Source organism: Hymenobacter coalescens, from assembly GCF_054783195.1.
In genome coordinates this window covers 210,793-230,748 of the sequence record NZ_BAAGRA010000022.1, presented here as the reverse complement: position 1 = coordinate 230,748, position 19,956 = coordinate 210,793, and the positions used below count along the sequence as shown (strand labels likewise).

Genomic DNA, 19,956 nt, shown 5'->3' with positions numbered 1-19,956 from the left:
ACTGCCACACCGCGTACATGTCATGCCCCAAGATACAGATAGCTATGAGGTTGTAGCAATGCCCGGAATACCGCTCCACGGGGCCGGGCGCCCGGCCGGCGCAGCGTGCGCCGTGGGCGCACCAACTCACGCGCCGGGAAGCGCGGCAATACACCATCAAGCGCATTTTCGGCGGGCAGGATGCCTGGGACCCCGCCCGGTAAATACCCGCAGCGCCGGGCCTGGCGCGTGAAATACGGCGCCGCCGCGCGGCATCGGCGGCCACCTGCGGCTGAGCTCCGTACTACCCTTGGTTCTGGCCCTGCGCCGGGGCCGGGGTTGTTCGATTAGGCCGCTGACCCGGCGGCCGCTCATAGTTGCCGCTATGCTTTTCCTTGCCGCCATTACGCCATTCGATTGGCAACGCATATTTCTATCGGAGGACGCGCCCGCACTCTTTTTGCTCGAAATTGCTGCCCGCTGCCTTGTGACCTACCTGCTCACGCTGGCCGCGCTGCGCGTGACGGGGCGCCGTGGGGTGCGGCAGCTGTCCATCTTCGAGCTGAGCATCATCCTGGCGTTGGGCTCGGCCGCCGGCGACGCCATGTTTTACGACGACGTGCCGCTGCTGCACGTGGCGGTGGTGTTCGGGATGGTGTCGGGGCTGTACCTGCTCTTCAACCGGCTCACGGAGCGCTACCCGAAGTTCAGCGACTGGCTGGAGGGCAAGCCTGTGCTGCTCATCGAGGAGGGGCAGGTGCAGATGGAAAACTTCCGCCGCCAGAACCTGACGCAGAAGGAGCTGTTCGGGGAGCTGCGGCAGCTGCAGGTGGAGCACCTGGGCCAGGTGCGCCGCGCCTACATCGAGGCCACCGGCAACATCAGCGCCTACTTTTTCAGCGACGACGAAATGCGGCCCGGCCTGCCCATCTGGCCCGAGCGGCTGCAGCAGGAGCAGACCCGTGTGCACGAGGCCGACTGCTACGCCTGCTGCCAGTGCGGCTACGTGCAGCCGCTGGACAAGGGCGCCAAGGCCACCTGCACCAGCTGCCACGCGACGAAGTGGGTGCCCGCCTGCACCACGCCCCGCCGCAGCTAGTCGCCAGCCCCTTAGCCAGCCGCAGGCGCCGCTTTCGCTCACCCGTTGCGCGGCTGTTGTGCCGGGCGCGCCGCGTGCTTGGCAAGCCCGTCGACCAGCGTCGCAGTTGCACCCAGCGCACGGTAGCTGCCAGGCGTGTCAGCCGCCAACGCCGGCATTGCATGCAATAACCTTCTGGCTTACCGGACTCAAAATACCCCAGAGGTGGCTGTGCATACCGACGCACGGCCTTGTGGATGCTGTACGCGTCGCAGGGTCGTTCTAATAATAAATGAATATTTTTTGTTGCAAAAAAGTATAAAAAAAAATTAGATAGATGCAGTTAATGAATTCCTGTTACTATATTCACAAACACAAATAGTCGGTACCACTTGTGTCCCCTTACCGAATGGCAGGTTCGCGGCCTGACCAACGCTCCCACGCCACCGCTTCTCGCACCACTGCTGATGCAGCCCAAAAAGCTGCTTCGCCCTACTACCACACCTAGCGGCTTTAACAACCTGTTGTGAGACTGCTGAAGTGCAGCACCCCGAACCAGCCCAGCCGCGGCCGTCTCCTCCGGCTGTGGGCGGGCTCAGCGGTGACTTGGCATGCCTGAGGAGGAGGATAATCAGCGGCCTACGCCTTTGCAGCAGCACCAGTTGTAGCCTCGCGCGCACCGCGGCCTAAGCGCCGGCATGCGCCCTAACCAACGACGAGGTCATGAGACAAGAATCTACGCAAGAGGTTCCGAAGGCAGCGGCATGCCCAGGCCGAGAGAGAGTCCACGTCAGCGGCAAGTTCCTGACGTGGCGAAATCAAAAATTCTACCTGAAAGGCGTCACTTACGGCACGTTTCGCCCTGATGAGGAAGGCATTCAGTACCCGCCGCCCGAGGTAATCGACCTCGACTTCGCGGCAATGGCCGAAAACGGCATCAATTCGGTTCGTACCTACACCGTGCCCCCAACCTACCTGCTCGACCGCGCCTTGGTGTACGGGCTGCAGGTGATGGTGGGCCTGCCCTGGGAACAGCACCTCACTTTTTTGGACGACCCGGCCCAGGCGCGCCGCATCGCGGCCGACATGCGGGCCCAGGTGCGGGCGCTGGAGCAGCACCCGGCCATCCTGTGCTACGCCATCGGCAACGAGATTCCGGCGCCCATCGTGCGCTGGTACGGCGAGACGAAGATCAGCCGCTTCCTGCACGAGCTGTACGACGCGGTGAAGGCCGAAGACCCGCAGGGCCTGGTGACGTACGTGAACTACCCCACCACGGAATACCTGGAGCTGCCCTTCCTCGACTTCTTCTGCTTCAACGTGTACCTGGAGACACCGGAGAAGATGAACGGCTACCTGGCCAAGCTGCACAACCTGGCCGGCGACAAGCCCCTGCTGCTGGCGGAAGTAGGGCTGGACAGCCAGCGCAACGGCGTCGACCAGCAGGCCGCCTCGCTCGACTGGCAGATCCGCAGCATCTTCGCCAAGGGCTGCGTGGGCACCTTCGTTTTCGCCTGGACCGACGAGTGGTGGCGCGGCGGCTACGACATCGAGGACTGGGATTTTGGCCTCGTCGACCGTGACCGGCAGCCCAAGCCTGCGCTGCACGCCGTGCGCCGGGCCTACGCCGACGCCCCCTTTACCAACGATGCGCCCCTGCCGTTCGTCTCGGTGGCCGTGTGCTCCTACAACGGCAGCGCCACCATCCGCGACACGCTGGAGGGCCTGCGGGCGCTGGACTACCCGCACTACGAGGTCATCGTGGTCAACGACGGCTCCACGGACCGCCTGCTCGACATCGTGCAGGAATACCCCGAGGTGCAGCTCATCAGCACGCCGAACCGGGGGCTGAGCAACGCCCGCAACACCGCCCTGTACGCCGCCCAGGGCGACATCGTGGCCTACATCGACGACGACGCCTACCCCGACCCGCAGTGGCTGCGCTACCTGGCCTACGCCTTCCTCAGCTCCGGGCACGCGGGCATCGGCGGGCCGAACCTGCCGCCCCCGGACGACGGCCCCATCGCGCACTGCGTGGCCAACGCCCCCGGCGGGCCCGTGCACGTACTCACCACCGACGAGCTGGCCGAGCACATTCCCGGCTGCAACATGGCGTTCCGCCGCGAGGTGCTGCTCGAAGTCGGCGGCTTCGACCCCATTTACCGCGCCGCCGGCGACGACGTAGACCTGTGCTGGCGCATCCTGCACACGGGCCGCACCATCGGCTTTCACGCCGCCGCGTTTGTGTGGCACCACCGGCGCAACTCGGTGAAGATGTACTGGCGCCAGCAGAAAGGCTACGGCAAGGCCGAGGCGCTGCTAGAAGGCAAGTGGCCCGAGAAGTACAACAGCTTCGGCCACCTTTCCTGGACCGGACGCATTTATGGCAATGGCCTGACGCTGCCCATCCAGACCGGCAAGCGCAAGATTTTCCACGGTACTTGGGGCTCGGCCCTGTTTCAGTCGGTGTACGAGCAGGCGCCCAACTCCGCCGCTTACCTGCCGCTGATGCCCGAGTGGTTTCTGTTCATGGCCCTGCTCGCCGGGCTGTCGGTCCTTTCGGTGCTCTGGGCGCCGCTGCTCTGGGCCCTGCCGCTGCTCGTCGTCACGGGCCTGATCGTGCTGACGCAGGCCGCGCTGAGCGCCGCCAAGGCCGATATGCGTCACGTGCCGGGGCGCGGGGCGCGGCTGCGGCGGTTTGCGCTGACCACCTTGCTGCACCTGCTGCAGCCGGTGGCCCGGCTTTACGGCCGCCTGCAGCACGGCCTGACGCCCTGGCGCCGGCGCGGCAGCGGCGAGCAATACCTGGCGAAGCTGTTCCGGCTCAGCCACCGCGACGAGTTCTGGTCGGAGGACTGGCACCCCATCGACGAGCTGCTGGCCCGGGTGGAAACCCACCTGCTGCGCCGCAAGGTGCGGGCCCGCCGCGGCGGCACCTTCGACCGGTGGGATTTGCAGGCCAGCTGCAGCTTTTTCTCCGGGGCCCGCGGGCTGATGGTGGTGGAAGAGCACGGCGGCGGCCGCATGATGGTCAAGTTCAAGTCCTGGGCCATCTTGAGCACCTCGGCCTACGTCATTACCGGGCTGCTGCTGGCCCTCACCACGCTCTCGTTTCTGGACGGCGCCTACGTGCTGTCGGGGCTGCTGGCGGTGGGCACCGGCCTGTTCGTGGCGCACCTGCTCACCGACGTGGCCCGCTCCATGAGCGACCTGTCGCTGGCCTTCCGCAGCCTCGCGACGACGGCCACTTCCCAGGAAGCCCCGACGGCTGACGAACCGGAAACCCCCGTTTTGGAAGAAGAACTGGAAGCGGAATACGGACAATACAAGCTGGCCTGAGCCCCGCCCGGCGGCCACCTACTCCTAGCGGCGCGGGCCGACGGCACTTTCCCGTCGGCCCGCGCCAACCCCGCTCCGAAAACCCCTGCTCATGCGCACCGTGCACCTGTTCGTCCGCCTCTGGCGGTACGTGTTTCGCTATACCGGGCAACTGCTGCTGCTCATCTGCATCGGCCTGGTCGGCGTCGGCTTCGAAGTGCTGAAGCCCCTGCCCATCAAGCTCGTCATCGACAACGTGCTGGGCGCGCACCCGCTGCCCTTCGGCCTGGAGCGCCTGCCCGGCGCGGGACGTCTCGCGCACGACAAGCCGCAGCTGCTGCTGGCCCTGGTGGTGTTCACGGCCGTCGTGACGGTGGGCAGCGCAGTGCTGTCGGCCGCGGTGGTGCGCCTCACGGTGCGGCTCGGCCGCCAGCTCGTGTACGACCTCTCGCTGGAGCTCTACGCCAAGCTGCAGCGCATGTCGCTCACGTTTTACGCCCAGAACAAGCTCGGCGACCTGCTGCAGCGCATCACCGGCGACGTGTTCGTGGTCTACTTCGTGGTGGCGCAGATCATCGTGCCGGCCATCGTCTCGCTGGTGTGCATGGCGGCTATGTGCTACGTGATGGTGCAGCTCGACCTGGTGCTGGCCCTGATTGCCATGGCCGTGGTGCCGCTGCTGGTCTTGGCGCTGGCCCTTTTCTACCGGCCCATGGACCAGACGACCGCCGCGCAGTTTGCCCGGCAGGGCGAGCTGTCGGCCTTCGTGCAGCAAAGCCTGGCGGGCATCCGCACCATCCAGAGCTTTGCCCGCGAAGCCCTGATGCAGCGCAAGCTGGAGCAGCAGGCGGCCGGGTTTGGGCAGGCGTTTCAGCGCGCCACGGTGGTGGGCACCACCTACAACCAGCTCACGGCGCTCATTACCGGGCTGGCTTCGGCGGCCCTGCTGGGCGCGGGCGCCTACCGCGGGCTGCAGGGCCACCTCACGGCCGGCGACCTGTTCATTTTTCTCGGCTACGTCACGGCCCTGTACGCGCCCGTCAACGCCCTCTCGACGGCCGTGGGCGCGGCCATTGCCGTGGTAGCCCGCAGCCGCCGCGTGTTCGACATTCTGGACTCTGCGGAAGTGGTGCCCGAGGCCGTGCAGGCCGTGGCCCTCCGCGCCAGCGGGCTGATCTGCTTCGACGCGGTAAGCTTTGGCTACCCGGCCGAGGACGGCCCCGCGCGCGAGGTGCTCACGGACGTCAGCTTTCAGGTGCTGCCCGGGCAAATGGTGGCCGTGGTGGGCCCCACCGGCGCGGGCAAAACCTCCATTATCTCGCTGCTGCTGCGCTTCTACGACCCCTGGCGCGGCCGCATCACCCTCGACGGGCTGGACCTGCGCGAGCTGCAGCTGCAGTCCTTGCGCGAGAACATTTCGCTGGTGCCGCAGGAGCCGCTGCTTTTTCCCATCTCCATCCTCGACAACATCCGCTTCGGCAACCCCGACGCGAGCCTGGCCGAGGTGCAGGCGGCCGCGCAGGCGGCGCAGGCCCATGAGTTCATCAGCCGGCTGCCCGACGGCTACGACACCCTGGTGGGCGAGCTGAGCGCTTCCCTGTCGGGGGGCGAAAAGCAGCGCATTGCCCTGGCACGGGCTTTTCTGAAGAAGGCGCCCATCCTGATCCTGGACGAGCCCACGTCCGCCCTCGACAGCCGCACCGAGGCCCGCATCTTCGAGGCCCTCGACCAGATGGCGCACCAGCAGACGGTGTTTATCATCTCGCACAAGTTCTCCACCATCCGCCACGCCGATCAGATCCTCATCATCCAAGACGGGCAGGTGGCCGAACACGGCACCCACGACGACCTGCTGGCCCGCGGCGAAGTGTACGCCGACCTCTACCGGCACCAGCACATTTCCTGAGCGGCCGACCCGGCCGCTGCTCTTTTCACCTTCTTACCGGACCTCCCCCGCCATGGCAATTACCTACCGCATGAACACCGAAGCCGACGAGCCGGCGCTGGTCGACCTCTGGACCCGGCACTCCGATTGGGGCAGCATCACGGCCGAGCAGTGGGAGCAGAAGTTTCTGCGCACGCCGCTGGGCGCGGCCTCCTTTATGCTGGCTACCGAGGATTCCACCAACGAAATCGTGGCCCAGATAGCCTACATGCCCACGCCGGTGATGGTGCGGGGCCAGGAAATCAGCGGCTACCGGCCCTACGCGGTCATCGTCAACGAGAACTTCCGCAGCAAAGCCGGCTTCCTGCGCTTGCAGCAGATGGTGGTGAGCATGTACCTGAAAGCCGCCGACAGCCTGGCCGACCGGGGCGTGGACCTGCTCTACATGCTGCCCGACCCGCGCTGGTCGCGCATTCTGCGGCTGATGCCGGCGTTTCAATCCACCACGTTTCCGCTCTGGAGCCGCCCGCTGACGGCCCTGCCCACCGCGCCGCTGCCCGCCGGCTACGCCGTGGCCCCGCTCGCCCCCGACGATGCGCGCATCGACGGGCTGGCCGCGCTGGCCGCCGACCTGTACGTGTGCATGGTGGCCCGCGACACGCGCATGCTGCCCTGGAAAATCACCCAGGCCGCGTACCAGCTTTTTGGCGTCAGCCACCGCGGCGAGTTAGTGGGCCTGTTCACGTGCATCAAGCGGCGCAAGGACAACCAGTGGCTGATCGAGGACGTGCTCTCGGCCGACATGGGCGACACGCTGCACGCGACGCTGCAAGCCGCCTGCCTCGTCATCGAGGAGCAGAACGCGGCCCTGCCCGACGACGAGCGGCCGGCGTACCGCAAGATGGCCGTGCTCAGCACCCTGCCCATGGAGCCGCTGCTGCGGGAGCTGGGCTTCAGCCGCGACAAGTACGACTTCCTGCTGGTGGTGCACACCTTGAACAAGGCCCTGGGCAAGGATCAGGTGTCGCCGGAGCAGTGGTACGTCAGCGCCAACGACTAGGCGGCCCTGCGCCCACCCGGTATACAGGCACGGGGCCGGCCACCGCATGGGTGGCCGGCCCCGGCTGTTCAGCAGCAAAGCGCGCCGGTTAGCGGGCCGCCAGCACGCGGGCGACGATGCTGCTCACGAGCTGGCCGCGCTCCAGCTGCTCAAACGCGCGGTACTGCTCGGGCGTGAGGATGCGGGCCATGGCGGCCTCGTACACCTCCTGGGCCCGCAGCGCTACCTCGGCCGTGTCGGCGGCGGCGGGGGTGGCGGCCAGCTGCTGCAGCTCGCGCTGGGTGCAGGCGCGCACGGCCCAGGACTGCGTCTGCGAGAGGTGCAGCGCGTCGGTCAGGTACAGCGTGAGGGAAAGGGCGCTCTGGTTGGCGGTGTCCCGGGCGTCGGGCGGCAGCGCGGGGCCGTTATTGCCGAAGCTGCTGACGCGCAGACCGGTGAGCAACAGGCCGACCAGCACGAAGGCCAGGACGAAGCGAAACGGAATTTTCATGCACTAGGCGGAAGAGTGGGAGGCAGAGGACCCGGGCGGCAACCCTGGACCAGGAAAAGCAGGAATTAGCGGTATCTGGCCGGCAGCGGCAGCAGGTTCACCACGAACTGGTTCAGGCGGCGGGGCTGGCGCAGGTCGAGCTGCTGCTCGATGAAGCCGACGTAGCCGCAGGTCAGCGCGATGGAAGCGTTGGTGGGCAGGCTCAGGCTGAAGTCGCCCTGGGAGTTGGCCACCGCCAGCACCTCGCGGCTGTTGGTTTTCCAGACGGTGGCGCCGGGCAGCGGCTGGCCGTTGGGGTCGGTAATGCTGCCCACTACCGTCACGGCGAAGTGCTCGTTGAGCACGTCTTTGGTGGGGGCTACCGGGGCAGGCTTCAGGCGGACTGTGGTCAGCGCAGCCTTTTTGGCGGCCGGGGCCTTGCCGGCGGCTTTGAGCGCCGTGCGGGGCGGCGCCGCCGTTTTGGCCGGCGCCCCGTCGCAGGCGTGGACGGGCAGGGCACCGATGGCGCTGAGCAGCAGCGCTATGACAGAAGGAAGCACGCGCATGGAACAAGAGGTGTGGAAAATGGCGTAAAAGAGCGAAGCGAACCACGCGCGGGTTTGGGCCCCGGCTCCGGCAGAGCTTCCGAACGGCCCCGCGGTTGGGGCAATTCACCGAGCGAAAGCGGGGCATTAGTCGAAAACCTGCGCGTTGTATTCGATTCAAACATAGTTTCGCTGTATTGCCACTACTTTGTATTTTGCTCAGGGTGGCTCTTCCCTCTGCAAATGCCCGCTTTGGCTATGCCAATGCCCTTGGCTACCTCTTCGTACCCACCGCTGCTCTTATGCCTGCTTCCGCCGTTTTGCGCTGTGTCATCGTCGACGACAACGAAATCAACCGCCTGACCCTGGAGCACTATGTTGGACTGACGGAGGGCTTGGAACTGGTTGCCTCCCTGCCCGACGCCCGCGCCGCGCTGGCCCTCACGAGCACAGCCCAGCCCCCGGTCGACGTGTTGTTTCTTGACATTGAAATGCCCCTGTTGAGCGGGCTGGAGCTCGTGCCGCTGTTGCCTTCCCCCGCCCCCGACGTGGTGTTGGTCACCTCCCACCCCAACTTCGCCGTCGACGCCTTTGACCTGCGCGTGACCGATTACCTGGTGAAACCCGTGGAGTACGGCCGCTTTCTCAAGGCCGTGGAACGGGTGCGCAGCCAGCGTGCGGCCGCGGCGCCCGCGTCCATATCGGCCAACGACTCCGAGCTGTTTGTGAAGGTCAACAACAAGCTGCTGCGGCTTGATTTCAACGACGTGCTTTTCATCGAGGCCATGTCTACGTACTCGATCCTGGTAACCGAGTCGCAGAAGCACATCGTGTACATCACCCTCAAGGCCTTGGAGGAGCGCCTGCCCTTTGCCCACTTCCGCCGGGTGCACCGCTCTTACATCGTCAACACCCGCCGCATCGACTCGGTGCAGGACAACATGCTGCAGGTCGGCTCCTACGAAGTGCCGGTGGGCAAGTCGTACGCCGAGGACTTCATGCGGCAACTGCGCGGACTGTAGGTGCGACCGGTACCGGCCGCTGGTTTTTCTCCACCCTTACTCACTTACCACGAACGGCCCGGGCGCTTGCCCGGGCCGTTCGTGGTAAGTGAGCAGAGGCAGTAGCGGCCGGTGCCCCGGGGCGTTCTGCCCAAGGTCTCATTCCGCCGGCAGTTCCCGGGGCAGCTCCCGCAGGGCGCGCTGCACGGCGGCCGTCAGCTGCTCGGCCACGGCGCGCAGTTCGGCATCGGGCAGGTGCACGGGCACGTCGTGGCGAAACTGTTCCAGCTGGGCCACCGGGCCGTCGGTGCCGGTGATGCGGAGCGCGGTCAGGTTGGGCTTGATGTGATGCACGGTACGCGCCACCTCGGCCCAATGCCCGGCCGCCGCGGCGGCTTCGAGGGCCAGCAGGCTCTCGGGTATGTTGGTGAGAAAGGAGCGGATGATCTTGACCACAAAAGCCTCCTTGCCACGCGCCATGTCGCGCAGCGGGCCGAGGTCGTAGGCCGGCGGCGTGGCCACGGCGCGCGGCCGGGCCATCACCTCAACCAGGACGCCGTACAGTTCACTTTCCTCGAAGGGCTTGGCCAGGCAGGCCGTCATGCCGGCGGCCAGGTACTGCTCGTTGTCTTCGCGGAAGGCGTTGGCCGTCAGTGCGACGATGGGCGTCGCCGCGCGGGCCGGGTCGGGGTGTTGCAGCAGGCGGGCAGTGGCTTCCAGGCCGTTCATGCCCGGCATCTGAATGTCCATCAGCACCGCGTCGTAGTCCGGTCCGGCGTAGAACTTCTGCACGCCCTGTTCGCCGTGGATGGCCTCGTCGACCAGCACGCCCCATTCTTCCAGCAGCAGGCGGGCCACATCACGGTTGATTTCGTTGTCTTCGACCAGCAGCACGCGCTTGCCGCGCAGCGCCCCGGTATCGAGGGCGGCCGGGGCCGTGGCGGGCGCCGCCGCGGCCGCCTTGGGCAGCGTGACGGTGAAGGCGAAGGTGCTGCCCTTGCCCAGCTCACTCTCCACGGTCAGCTCGCCGCCCATCTGTTCCACCAGCGCCCGGCTGATGGTCAGGCCCAGGCCCGTGCCGCCGTGCTTGCGCGCCGTATCGGCGTAGGCCTGGGTGAAGCTGTCGAAGATGCGCTCCAAGCGTTCCGGGGCAATGCCCGGGCCCGTGTCGCTCACCCGAAATTCTACGGTCAGCGAATCGGCGGTTTCGGCCAGCTGCCGGCCCACCACGTCCACGTGCCCGCCGGGGTCGGTGAATTTCACGGCGTTGGCGGTCAGGTTGATCAGAATCTGGTTGAGCCGGTGCGCGTCGCCCAGCACCCAGGGGTAAGCGCAGCTGGTGCGCAGCGGAGTACCGCTGAAGGTCAGGCCCTTCTGCGCGGCCTGCAGCACCAGGGGCTGAATGGCGGCGCCCATCGAGTCGCAGAGATTGAATGCGCGCTGCTCAAACTCGACCTTGCCGGAGCTGATTTTGGCAATGTCCAGCACGTCGTTGATGACGCCGAGCAGGTGCTGGCCCGAGCTGCGAATCACATCGACGAAATTGGCCTGCCGCGGATCCAGCGGGGTTTTGGCCAGCAGCGTGGCCATGCCCAGCACGCCGTTGAGCGGGGTGCGGATTTCGTGGCTCATGTTGGCCAGGAAGTTGGCCCGGGCTGTGGCCGACGCTTCGGCGGCTTCCTTGGCCCGCTGCATGGCCCGCTCGGCTAGCACGCGCTCTGTGATGTCGTGCCCGAAGGCCATGACGTACGGCTCGCGCTCCGGCTCATTTACCCGGCGGCTGTACTGCTGCACGTAGTGCAGGCCGCCCTGTTGGTCGCGCAGCTTCACGAGGCCGGCGTGTTCGCCCTGCTCGCGGATGCGCGCCAGGTATTCCAGCACTTCGTCGTGGCGCTCGGGCTCGAAGGCGTCCTGCAGGGGCCGTCCCACCAAGGCTTCGGCCAGGCCCACGCCGAGCAGCTGCTGCAGGGCCGGGTTGGCCGACAGCACGTATCCGTCGAGGTCGTGGGTCCAGATCAGGGCTTGGGCGTAGTCCATCAGCTCATTGTAGCGGCGCTGGCCCTGGGCCAGTTCGCGCTGAGCCAGGGTCAGCGCCGTCACGTCGGTGGAGACGATGAGGATAGCGGCTTCGGCCTCGGGGCGGCTGAGGCGGCGCAGCTCTACGTGTAGCCAGCGCACGGCCCCATCTTGCAGGGTCAGCGGCACGGTCAGGGCTTCATCGCGGCCGGTGCGCAGTACCCGCTCGGTGGCCGTGCGGTACTTTTCCATTATGTCCTCGTCGGTGCGCAGGCTGCGGTGCATCAGCTCGCGGAAAGCGCGGTTGCTGAACAGTTCCTGCCCGGTGGCCGAGCGCACCACCACGGTGTTGGAAACCGTATCGAGGATGTCCTGCGTGAGGCGCTGCTGCTGCGCCAGGCGGGCCTCGCTGGCGCGGGTCTGGGCCTGGGCGTGGTGGCGGTCGGTGATGTCAAGCAGGTACAGGTTGACGTAGGCCTCGGCCGCGAAGGGTACCGCGTACACCTGAAACTGACGGCCCTCGATGGCCAGCTCCATCTGGCGCGGCTCGCCGGCCTGCAGCGCCACGCCCACCAGCTCAAAAAACCGCCCTCGCACCTTCTCCGGGCTCTTTTCGTGCAGCTGCTGGCGCAGCCGCCAGGCGGCCGCGTTGGCGTAAAGCACCTCGCCGTCAGTGGCATAGCGAATCATGGCATAGGGGCTGTGCTCGGGCATGGTGGCCGCGGCTAGCATGCCTTCGTCCAGGTCGGCGCGTGTCACGTCGCTGAGGTGCTCCACGTAGCCGCCTTCGGCCAGAATCACCCGGCGGCGGCGCAGCACGCGGCCGTCGGGTAGCACCACGGTGTGGTAGGCCGGCGGGGCACCGGCGGCCTGGGTAGGCGTGCCGTATGCGCCCACGCCGTGCCGCCTCACCAGTTCCTGCAGCTCGGGGGCAGGCTTGTCCAGCCAGTCGGCTACGTCCGCATCCAAGCCCAACAGCTCGAAATACCGGGCGTTGAGCCCCAGCACCCGCTCGTTTGGCCCGACGCACAGCACTCCGATGGGCAGGCGCTCCGTCACGACGGCCAGCTGGCGCGTGGCCCGGTCGGCCTCGTGGGTCGCTTGGTGCAGGGCTTGGGTGAGGTCGGCGATGCGTGCCTCGGCGTGGGCCAAGGCAGCTTGCAGATCGGCTAAAGCGCCGGCAGCTGAAACGGACATGCGGAATTTGGTAGCCTAATGGAGCCTTCGAAAATACATGCCCGTGCCAGGGCCGACAGGTGCTTCTCGCCCAATGGACGGATTTGCTGGCCGAACGTAGCGTTCCGCCACGTGAAAGAAACCGCCCGGCGCGCTACTATTGCAGCCTATGAACGCTGATCTTCTACGCATCGCCATCCTGGGCAGTGGCAATATCGGCTTGTCGCTGGCCAAGGGCCTGGTGAAAGCCGGCCTGGCCACCCCAGACGCCATTACCCTCACCCGCCGCACCGTGGGGGCGCTGGCGCCGCTGGCCGCGGCCGGCTACCGCACCACCGCCGACAACCGCGCCGCCCTGGCCGACGCCGATCTGGTGGTGCTGGCTGTGCTGCCCCAGCAGCTCAACCAACTGCTCGACGAGTTGCGCCCCGGCCTCAACCCGGCCCGTCACCTGTTCGTGTCGGTGGCCTCGGGGGTAAGCTGCCAAGCCATTCGGCAGCGCCTGCAGCTGCCCCAGGCCCGGGTGGTGCGCGCCATGCCCAACACCGCCATTGCCATCGGCCAGTCGATGACCTGCGTGGCCGCCGACGAGGCCGCGCCCGCCGACGTGGCCCTGGTGGAGCGCCTGTTCGACACGGTGGGCGTGTGCGTGCGCATTCAGGAAGAGCTGATGACTTCGGCGACGGCGCTGTGCGCCTGCGGGGTGGCATTTTTCCTGCGGGCCATCCGGGCGGCTTCGCAGGGTGGCACCGAAATCGGCTTTCACGCCCACGACGCGCTGACCATGGCCGCCCAAACGGCCAAGGGGGCCGCCGCCCTGCTGCTGCAGCTGGCCTCGCACCCGGAGCAGGAAATCGACAAGGTGACTTCCCCCAAAGGCTGCACCATCGCCGGGCTCAACGAGATGGAGCACCAAGGCTTCAGCTCGGCCCTGATCAAGGGCATCAAGGTATCGGCCGACAAGGCGGGCACGCTGTACTCCGAAGGTTGATGCCGGTTTGTGGCCGGCCCGGCCGCCCATTATTTCGGTAGCTTTACCAAGCCCGGGGCCGCTTCCTGAGCGGCCCGACTCCTTCCCCGCTTTTCCTTGCTCGTTCATGGTGCCATCCGCCGCGTCGTCCGATTACCTGGCCTTGTTCCGCCACCTGCCGGGCAGCTTCCTGCTGCTGGCCCCGGACGCGGCCGCGACGGTACTCGACCATACCGACCGCCACGCGGCGGTGGCTATGAAAAGCCGCGAGGAAATTGTCGGCAAGCCCTTGTTTGACGCCTTTCCGGCCGCAGACCAAAGCGAGGCCGACATCCTCCGGGCCTCGCTCGAACACGTGCGCCGCCACAAGGAGGCCCACACCATGCCGCTGATCCGCTACGACCTGGAGCGGCCCGCCGCGCAGGGCGGCGGCCTGGAGGAGCGCTACTGGCAGGCCACCCACTACCCCATCCTCAACGAGCAGGGCGCCCTGCGCTTCATCCTACAGGAAACCGAAGATGTGACGGCGCAGCACCTGGCCGAGCTAGACCGCCGGCGCATGCAGCAGGAGCTGGCCGAAACCCAGGAGCACAGCCGCCGGCTACTGGAGGAGCTGCCGCTGATGATCTGGACCACCGACGCCAGCGGGGCGGCCGATTACCAGAACCCCTGGTGGCTGCGCCGCACCGGCCGCACGCTGGAGCAGGCCCTGGGCTGGGGCTGGCTCGACGACATCCACCCCGACGACCGTCCCGGCGTGGAGGGCGCGTGGCAGCGGGCCCTGGCCAGCGGCCAGGAGTACCAGGTGGAGTACCGCTTGCGCGGCTCCGATGGCACCTACCGCTGGATGCTGGTGCAGGCCGTACCGCGCCGCAGCGCGGCGGGCCGCATCACGGGCTGGCTGGGCACCGGCACCGACATCCACGACCTGAAGCGGAGCCAGCAGCAACTGGCCGACAAGGACCGGGAGCTGCAGCAGATTCTGCGGCTTCTGCCCGCCCACATCGTCACCTTGGCGGGCCCCGACCACGTCTACACCTTCCTCAACGAACGCAGCCGCGAGCTGCTCGGCGACGGCATGGAGCTGGGCGTGCCCGCGGCGGTGGCCCGGCCCGAGCTCGTGGCCAATGGCTTCGTGGCCCTCATCGACGAGGTGTACCGCACCCAGCAGCCTTACGTGCTCAACGAAGTGCCCATGGCGCCCGACGCCCTGGAGCCCACGCGGTACTTCGACGGCGTCTTTCAGCCCCTCACCGACGAGCAGGGCCGCTCCACGGGCATCCTCGTGTTTGGCCTCGACGTAACGCAGCGCGTGCTGGCCCAGCGCCGCGCCGCCGAGCTGCAGGAGGAAGTACGCCAGCACAACGAGCAATTTCGCCTGTTGGTGGAGTCGCTGCCGCTGTACGTGTACATCACCGACGCGGAGGGGCGCATGCTCTACGTGAACCCGCAGCGCCAGGCCTACACCGGCCAAGATGCGGCCCGCGCCCTCACGCACTGGGACGAGCCCGTGCACCCGGCCGACGCCGACCGCATGCGCGGCCTTTTTGCCGAAGCGCGCCGCTTGCGCCGGCCCTGGACGGGCGAGTACCGCCTGCGCCGCCACGACGGCGCCTACCGCTGGGTGCTCACCCACGCCGTGCCCCTGCTCGACCCGACCGGGCAGGTGCTGCGCTGGTACGGCTCCAGCGTAGACATTGATGAGCAGAAGCAGCTGCAGCAGCGCTTGGAAATCAAGGATCGGCAGCTGCAGCAGATTCTGAGCCAGCTGCCGGCCTACGTGGCCACGGTGGTGGGCCCCGAGCACCGCTTCGCTTTTGTCACGCCCAGCTACCACGAGCTGATGGGCGGGCGCATCCGCCTGGGCGAGCGGGCCGCCGACTTGCTGCCCGAAGTGGCCGAGCAGGGGTTTGTGGCCCTGCTCGACGAGGTGTACCGCTCCAACCAGACCTACGAAGCGCAGGAAGCGCCCTTGCGGGTGCTCGACCCGGACACCGGCAACCTGCGCGAGCATTACCTGAACTTCGTGTACCAGCCGCTCTTCGACGGGCGCGGCGAGGCGCAGGGCATTCTGGCTTTTGGCGTGGATGTGACGGAGCAGGTGCTGGCCCGCCGCCGCACGGCCGAGCTGCAGGCCGAAGTGCGCCGCAGCGACGAGCGGCTCCGCCGCATGACCGAGGCGCTGCCGCTCATCACGTACATCAACGAGGCCGCGGGCGCCGGCCACTACGTGAGCCCGCAGTGGTACGAGTACACCGGCCTGCCTGCCCACTCCACCATTGCCGAGCACTGGCGCCGCGTGGTGCACCCCGACGACCTGGCCCGCGTGGAGCAGGAGTACCGCGCGGCCCGCGTTGACAACCGCGGCTGGCGCTTCGATTTGCGTTTCCGGGGCCGCGACGGGCAGTACCGCTGGTTTCTGAACCAGGCCGAGGCCGAGCTGGACGCGGCCGGGCAGGTGCTGCGCTGGTACGGCTCCAACACTGATATCGACGACCAGAAGCGTTTCCAGCAGCAGCTGCAGCTCAAGGACGAGCAGTTCCAGCGCATGCTGCGCACCCTGCCGGCCATCGTCAACACCATGGAGGGCCCCGAACACCGCTACACCTACCTTTCGCCGCAGATGCTGGCGCTGGTGGGTGAGCGGGTGCAGCTGGGCGCACGCGTGGTGGATGCCCAGCCGGAGGTGGCCGAACAGGGCTTCGTGCGCATCCTCGACGAGGTGTACCGCACCGGGGAGCCGTTCACGGCCCTGGAGCAACCCATTACCATTCTCAACCCCGGCACCGGGCAGCAGGAGACCCGCTACTTCAGCTTCACCTACCAGCTCCTGCCCGAGCTGGCGCACCGGCCCGGGTCGCGGGGCATCATGTCCTTTGCCCTCGACGTGACCGAGCAGGTGCAGGCCCGGCAGCGGGCGGAAGCCCTGCAGGCCGAGGTGCGGCGCCAGGACGAGCGGCTGCGCAGCCTCACCGAGGCCCTGCCGGCCATTTCCTTTATCCTGGACCGCGCCCTGCACCTGGAATACCTGAGCCCGCAGTGGTACCAGCTGACGGGGCAGCCGCCCGCAATCGATGCCGACGCGGTATGGCCCACGCTGGTCCACCCGGACGACCAGGCGACGGTGCGCGCGGTGTTCGGCCAAGTGCAGGACACGCCGCTGGAATTCGAGTACCGCTTGCGGCACCACGGCGGGGAGTACCGCTGGCAGCTGTGCCGCGCCGTGCCCGAGCTGGACGCCGCCGGCCACCCCGTGCGCTGGTACGGCACGCTGGTGGATAACCACGAGCAGCGCGAGCTGCGCGACGAGCTGCTGCGCAGCGAGGCCCGGTTCCGGTTCATGGCCGAGAGCATTCCGCAGGTGGTGTGGACGGCCCTGCCCGGCGGCGAGCTGGACTACCTGAACCAGCGGTGGACCGAGCTGACCGGCATGACGGTGGAGCACGCGCTGCGCTTCGGCTGGTCGGAGCTGGTGCCGCCCGAAGACGCGGCCGGAGTGATGGAAAAGTACCTGCGGGCCTTCCGCTCCGGCCAAAACTACGAGCAGGAAAGCCGCCTGCGCTCCGCCCAGGACGGGCAGTACCGCTGGTTTCTGCACCGGGCCACGCCCATGCGCGACGCGGAAGGCCGCATCGTGAAGTGGTTCGGCACCAGCACCGACATCCACGACTTCAAGCAGGCCCAGCAGCAACTGCTGGCGCAGAATGCGCAGCTGCTGCGCATCAACCAGGACCTGGACAGCTTCGTGTACACGGCCTCGCACGACTTGCGCCAGCCCATCGACAACATGGCCGGCATCTTCCAGGAACTCACCCGCTCGGCCCGCTTCGACGACCCGGCGGCCCTGGAGCTGGTGGGCATGTTCGAAAACGCCCTGCACCAAATCCACCGCACGATTCAGGACCTCTCGGAAGTGGTGCAGGTGCAGCGCCAGCACGAGCAGCTGCCCGCCGAACGGCTGGAGCTGCGGCCGTTCACGGAAGAGGTTATCCGCGGCCTGCAGGTGCAGGCGCATCTGCTCGGGGCCCGCTTCGAGCTGGATTTTGCGGCCGTGCCGGCCCTGATCTTCGTGCGCCCCAACCTGCAAAGCATCCTCTACAACTTGCTGAGCAACGCGCTCAAATACGCCGCGCCGGGACGGGCGCCCCACGTGCGCATTTCCACGTCGCTGGAGGGCGGCGTGCCGGTGCTTTCGGTGCAGGATAATGGCCTGGGCATCGACTTGCAGCGCCACGGGCGGGAGCTGTTCCAAATGTTCCGCCGCTTTCACGACCACGTGCCGGGCTCGGGTATGGGCCTGTACCTGGTCAACCGCATTGTGCAGCAGATGGGCGGGCGCCTCACCGTGGACAGCGTCGTGCAGGAAGGCACCACGTTCCGGCTGTACCTGCCCGGCACCGTACCGGCCCAGCGCACCCCAACCGCCGCGGCCGAGCCGCCGTCGGAGCCGTAGCCCAGCGCCACGGTGCGCGCTGCCTTGGCTCAGGCCTTATCGCGCACCAGCTGCTCGAGCACCGGCAGCGGCAACTGGCCGCGGCTGAGCACCAGCGCGTGAAAGCGGCGGATATCGAAGCGGCTCCCCTGTTGCTGCTGCAGCTGCGTGCGCAGCTGCAGCAGGCGCGCGGCCCCCAGCTTGTAGCTCAGGGCCTGCCCCGGCCAGGCCACGCAGCGGTTGACTTCGCGCTCGGCAATGTCGTCGGCCCCGGGCACGCGCTGGCGCCAGTAGGCCAGGGCCTGCGCCTTGCTCCACCCCTGCGCGTGAATGCCCGCATCGAGGGCCACGCGTACGGAGCGCACCAGGTCCCACTCCCATTTGCCCAGCTCGCTGTAAGGGTCCTGGTACAGGCCGAGGTCGTGGCCGAGGTACTCCACGTAGGCGCTCCAGCCTTCGAAGTGGGCGTTGTAGAGGAAGAAGCTTTTGAAGGCAGGCAACCGGGCCTGCTGCTGGCGGTTCAGGCTGAACTGGTAGTGGTGCCCGGGCACGCCCTCGTGCAGAAAGGTCCATTCCATGGCCCGCACGTTGTGGCGCTGCCGGTAGAAGTTAAAGTAAAACGCGCCCAGCGTCGGGCCCGCTTCGTCGCGGCCGGCTTCGTCAGGCTGGTAGTAGCCGGGTGGCGTGGCCGGCCCCGAATCGGCAATGACGCGAATGGCCACGGCCGGCAGAGCGGTATCGGCAAAAAGGCGCGGCAGCCCGGCGCGGGCCCGCTGCCGGATGCGGGCGTAGCGGCGGCGCACTTCGGCTTCGTCGGTAAGTTGAAAGGCCGGGCTTTGCAGGTGGCGGTAGAAGCCGGCGCTGTCGGCGCCGTACCCGAGTACGCGGCGCAGGCGCCGGATCTGGCCCTGCACGCGGCGCACTTCCGCTTCGCTGAAGGCCAGAAGCTCGGCCGGCGTCAGCGCCAAAGAGGTGTAACGCTGCGCGTACAGGGCGTACCAGGCGGCCGCGTCGGGCAGGGTGGCCAGGCCCGACGCGGCGCTGGCACGGTCGGGACGGGCCCGCACAAACCGCTCCTCCAGCTCGGCGCGGCGCAGGTTGAAGGCCAGCTCGTAGGCCAGCTGGTCGAAGTCGTAGCGCGAATCGGGGGCCAGCTGCGCCCGGCTCAGCCGGCCGAGGCGCTGCTGGTACTCACGCAGCACCTGCTGGCGCCGCTGCAGCTCACCCGGCGCCGGAATCAGGCGTAGGTTCTGCTGGTAATCAAGCTGCAGCGGGCGCACGCCCAGCGCGCGGTAGTCGCGGGCAAAATCGGCGAACAGCGCCTGCAGCCGGGCTTCGTCGGCAGGGGCGGCGGTTTGCGAAAACGCGGGCGGGGCGAGGCTCAGCAGCAGGGCACTGAACCCCCAGCAAAGCAAGTGGCGCAACATGGGAGCAGCAAGAACAGGGCAGCTTGCTACTGACCGTCGCGCCCACCGGAGGCTGCACGGCCGCGCGCCGCGGGGCTACTCCTGAAATTCGTACTCCAGGGTAAGGGCCCCGCCGCGGCCGGCGGGCCGCACCACCCAGCCGCGCCCGCGCAGCCCCCCGAGCCCGTGGGTGCCAGAACCGGGCACCACCGCCAGGTTGGCCTTGCTCACGCCATCCTCCACGCTGCCGCTGTGCTCCAGCACGAAGCTGCCCTGGCGCCCGCCTACGCGGCCGACCACGCGCTCCAGGCCCACGGAGCTGGCCGAGCCATCGGAGTGGTAGGTCAGCAGCACTTCCAGCTGCCCGGTCCCCTCAATGTCGCCGCGGAACTGCTGGGTGGCGCTGGCCCGCGCCAGGGCGGGCTGCCCGTCGATTTCGTGGCAGGCCTGCTCCGTCCAAGCCTCCAACTCCAGGGTACTCAAAGCGCGTTCGTGCATAGCCATTGTCCCGTTAGCGTTGTCGGACAAATATACCACATACTAAAATATATAGCCAATAGTTTGCTAACTAAAATAGCATATTGCTACAGCTTTCATTGTTCGCCAATGCGTTGCGCATCA

Annotated in this window: 12 protein-coding genes; 7 read left to right on the top strand and 5 right to left on the bottom strand. The window is 67.5% G+C overall.

All coding sequences use genetic code 11. The features are described 5' to 3' along the window. The first annotated feature begins 364 nt into the window (after nt 1–364). From ACYVKQ_RS20915 to ACYVKQ_RS20900, 4 genes are all read left to right on the top strand, one after another. Nucleotides 365–1,078, top strand: a complete 714-nt coding sequence (locus ACYVKQ_RS20915; protein WP_460677309.1) for a DUF421 domain-containing protein — start codon at nt 365–367, stop codon at nt 1,076–1,078. A gap of 702 nt (nt 1,079–1,780) precedes the next feature. Next, a complete protein-coding gene (locus tag ACYVKQ_RS20910; protein WP_460677308.1) occupies nt 1,781–4,396 on the top strand; it encodes a glycosyltransferase in 2,616 nt (871 codons plus the stop codon). A 91-nt stretch (nt 4,397–4,487) separates the two neighbouring features. Further along, nucleotides 4,488–6,281, top strand: a complete 1,794-nt coding sequence (locus ACYVKQ_RS20905; RefSeq protein ID WP_460677307.1) for an ABC transporter ATP-binding protein — start codon at nt 4,488–4,490, stop codon at nt 6,279–6,281. 52 nt (nt 6,282–6,333) lie between these two features. Continuing rightward, nucleotides 6,334–7,320 carry a hypothetical protein gene (locus tag ACYVKQ_RS20900; protein WP_460677306.1) on the top strand — a complete coding sequence of 329 codons (987 nt, stop codon included), beginning with the start codon at nt 6,334–6,336 and terminating at the stop codon, nt 7,318–7,320. An 88-nt stretch (nt 7,321–7,408) separates the two neighbouring features. Here the strand turns inward: ACYVKQ_RS20900 and ACYVKQ_RS20895 are convergent, their stop codons facing one another. Next, nucleotides 7,409–7,810, bottom strand: coding sequence for a hypothetical protein (locus tag ACYVKQ_RS20895; RefSeq protein ID WP_460677305.1), 402 nt, complete (start codon nt 7,808–7,810; stop codon nt 7,409–7,411). Between the two features lie 65 nt (nt 7,811–7,875). Beyond that, nucleotides 7,876–8,349: a carboxypeptidase-like regulatory domain-containing protein gene (locus ACYVKQ_RS20890; protein WP_460677304.1), complete on the bottom strand. Its 474-nt coding sequence runs from the start codon at nt 8,347–8,349 to the stop codon at nt 7,876–7,878. A gap of 287 nt (nt 8,350–8,636) precedes the next feature. On the opposite strand from ACYVKQ_RS20890, the gene ACYVKQ_RS20885 reads away from it, so the two are divergent. After that, nucleotides 8,637–9,356, top strand: a complete 720-nt coding sequence (locus ACYVKQ_RS20885) for a LytR/AlgR family response regulator transcription factor (RefSeq protein WP_460677303.1) — start codon at nt 8,637–8,639, stop codon at nt 9,354–9,356. A gap of 138 nt (nt 9,357–9,494) precedes the next feature. Here the strand turns inward: ACYVKQ_RS20885 and ACYVKQ_RS20880 are convergent, their stop codons facing one another. After that, entirely contained in the window at nt 9,495–12,548 is a 3,054-nt protein-coding gene (locus ACYVKQ_RS20880) for an ATP-binding protein (RefSeq protein WP_460677302.1), read from the bottom strand. Between the two features lie 148 nt (nt 12,549–12,696). Between ACYVKQ_RS20880 and proC the strand changes: the two genes are divergently transcribed. Both proC and ACYVKQ_RS20870 read left to right on the top strand, forming a co-directional pair. Then, a complete protein-coding gene (proC, locus tag ACYVKQ_RS20875) occupies nt 12,697–13,518 on the top strand; it encodes a pyrroline-5-carboxylate reductase (protein WP_460677301.1) in 822 nt (273 codons plus the stop codon). A 106-nt stretch (nt 13,519–13,624) separates the two neighbouring features. After that, on the top strand, nt 13,625–17,950 hold the full coding sequence (locus ACYVKQ_RS20870) for a PAS domain-containing sensor histidine kinase (protein WP_460677300.1): 4,326 nt from the start codon (nt 13,625–13,627) through the stop codon (nt 17,948–17,950). 29 nt (nt 17,951–17,979) lie between these two features. Here ACYVKQ_RS20870 and ACYVKQ_RS20865 read toward each other — a convergent pair whose 3' ends face one another. Beyond that, complete coding sequence (locus ACYVKQ_RS20865; protein ID WP_460677299.1) at nt 17,980–19,356, bottom strand: DUF885 domain-containing protein; 1,377 nt, start codon at nt 19,354–19,356, stop codon at nt 17,980–17,982. Between the two features lie 75 nt (nt 19,357–19,431). Then, nucleotides 19,432–19,833: a DUF3224 domain-containing protein gene (locus ACYVKQ_RS20860; protein WP_460677298.1), complete on the bottom strand. Its 402-nt coding sequence runs from the start codon at nt 19,831–19,833 to the stop codon at nt 19,432–19,434. Nucleotides 19,834–19,956 lie beyond the last annotated feature (123 nt).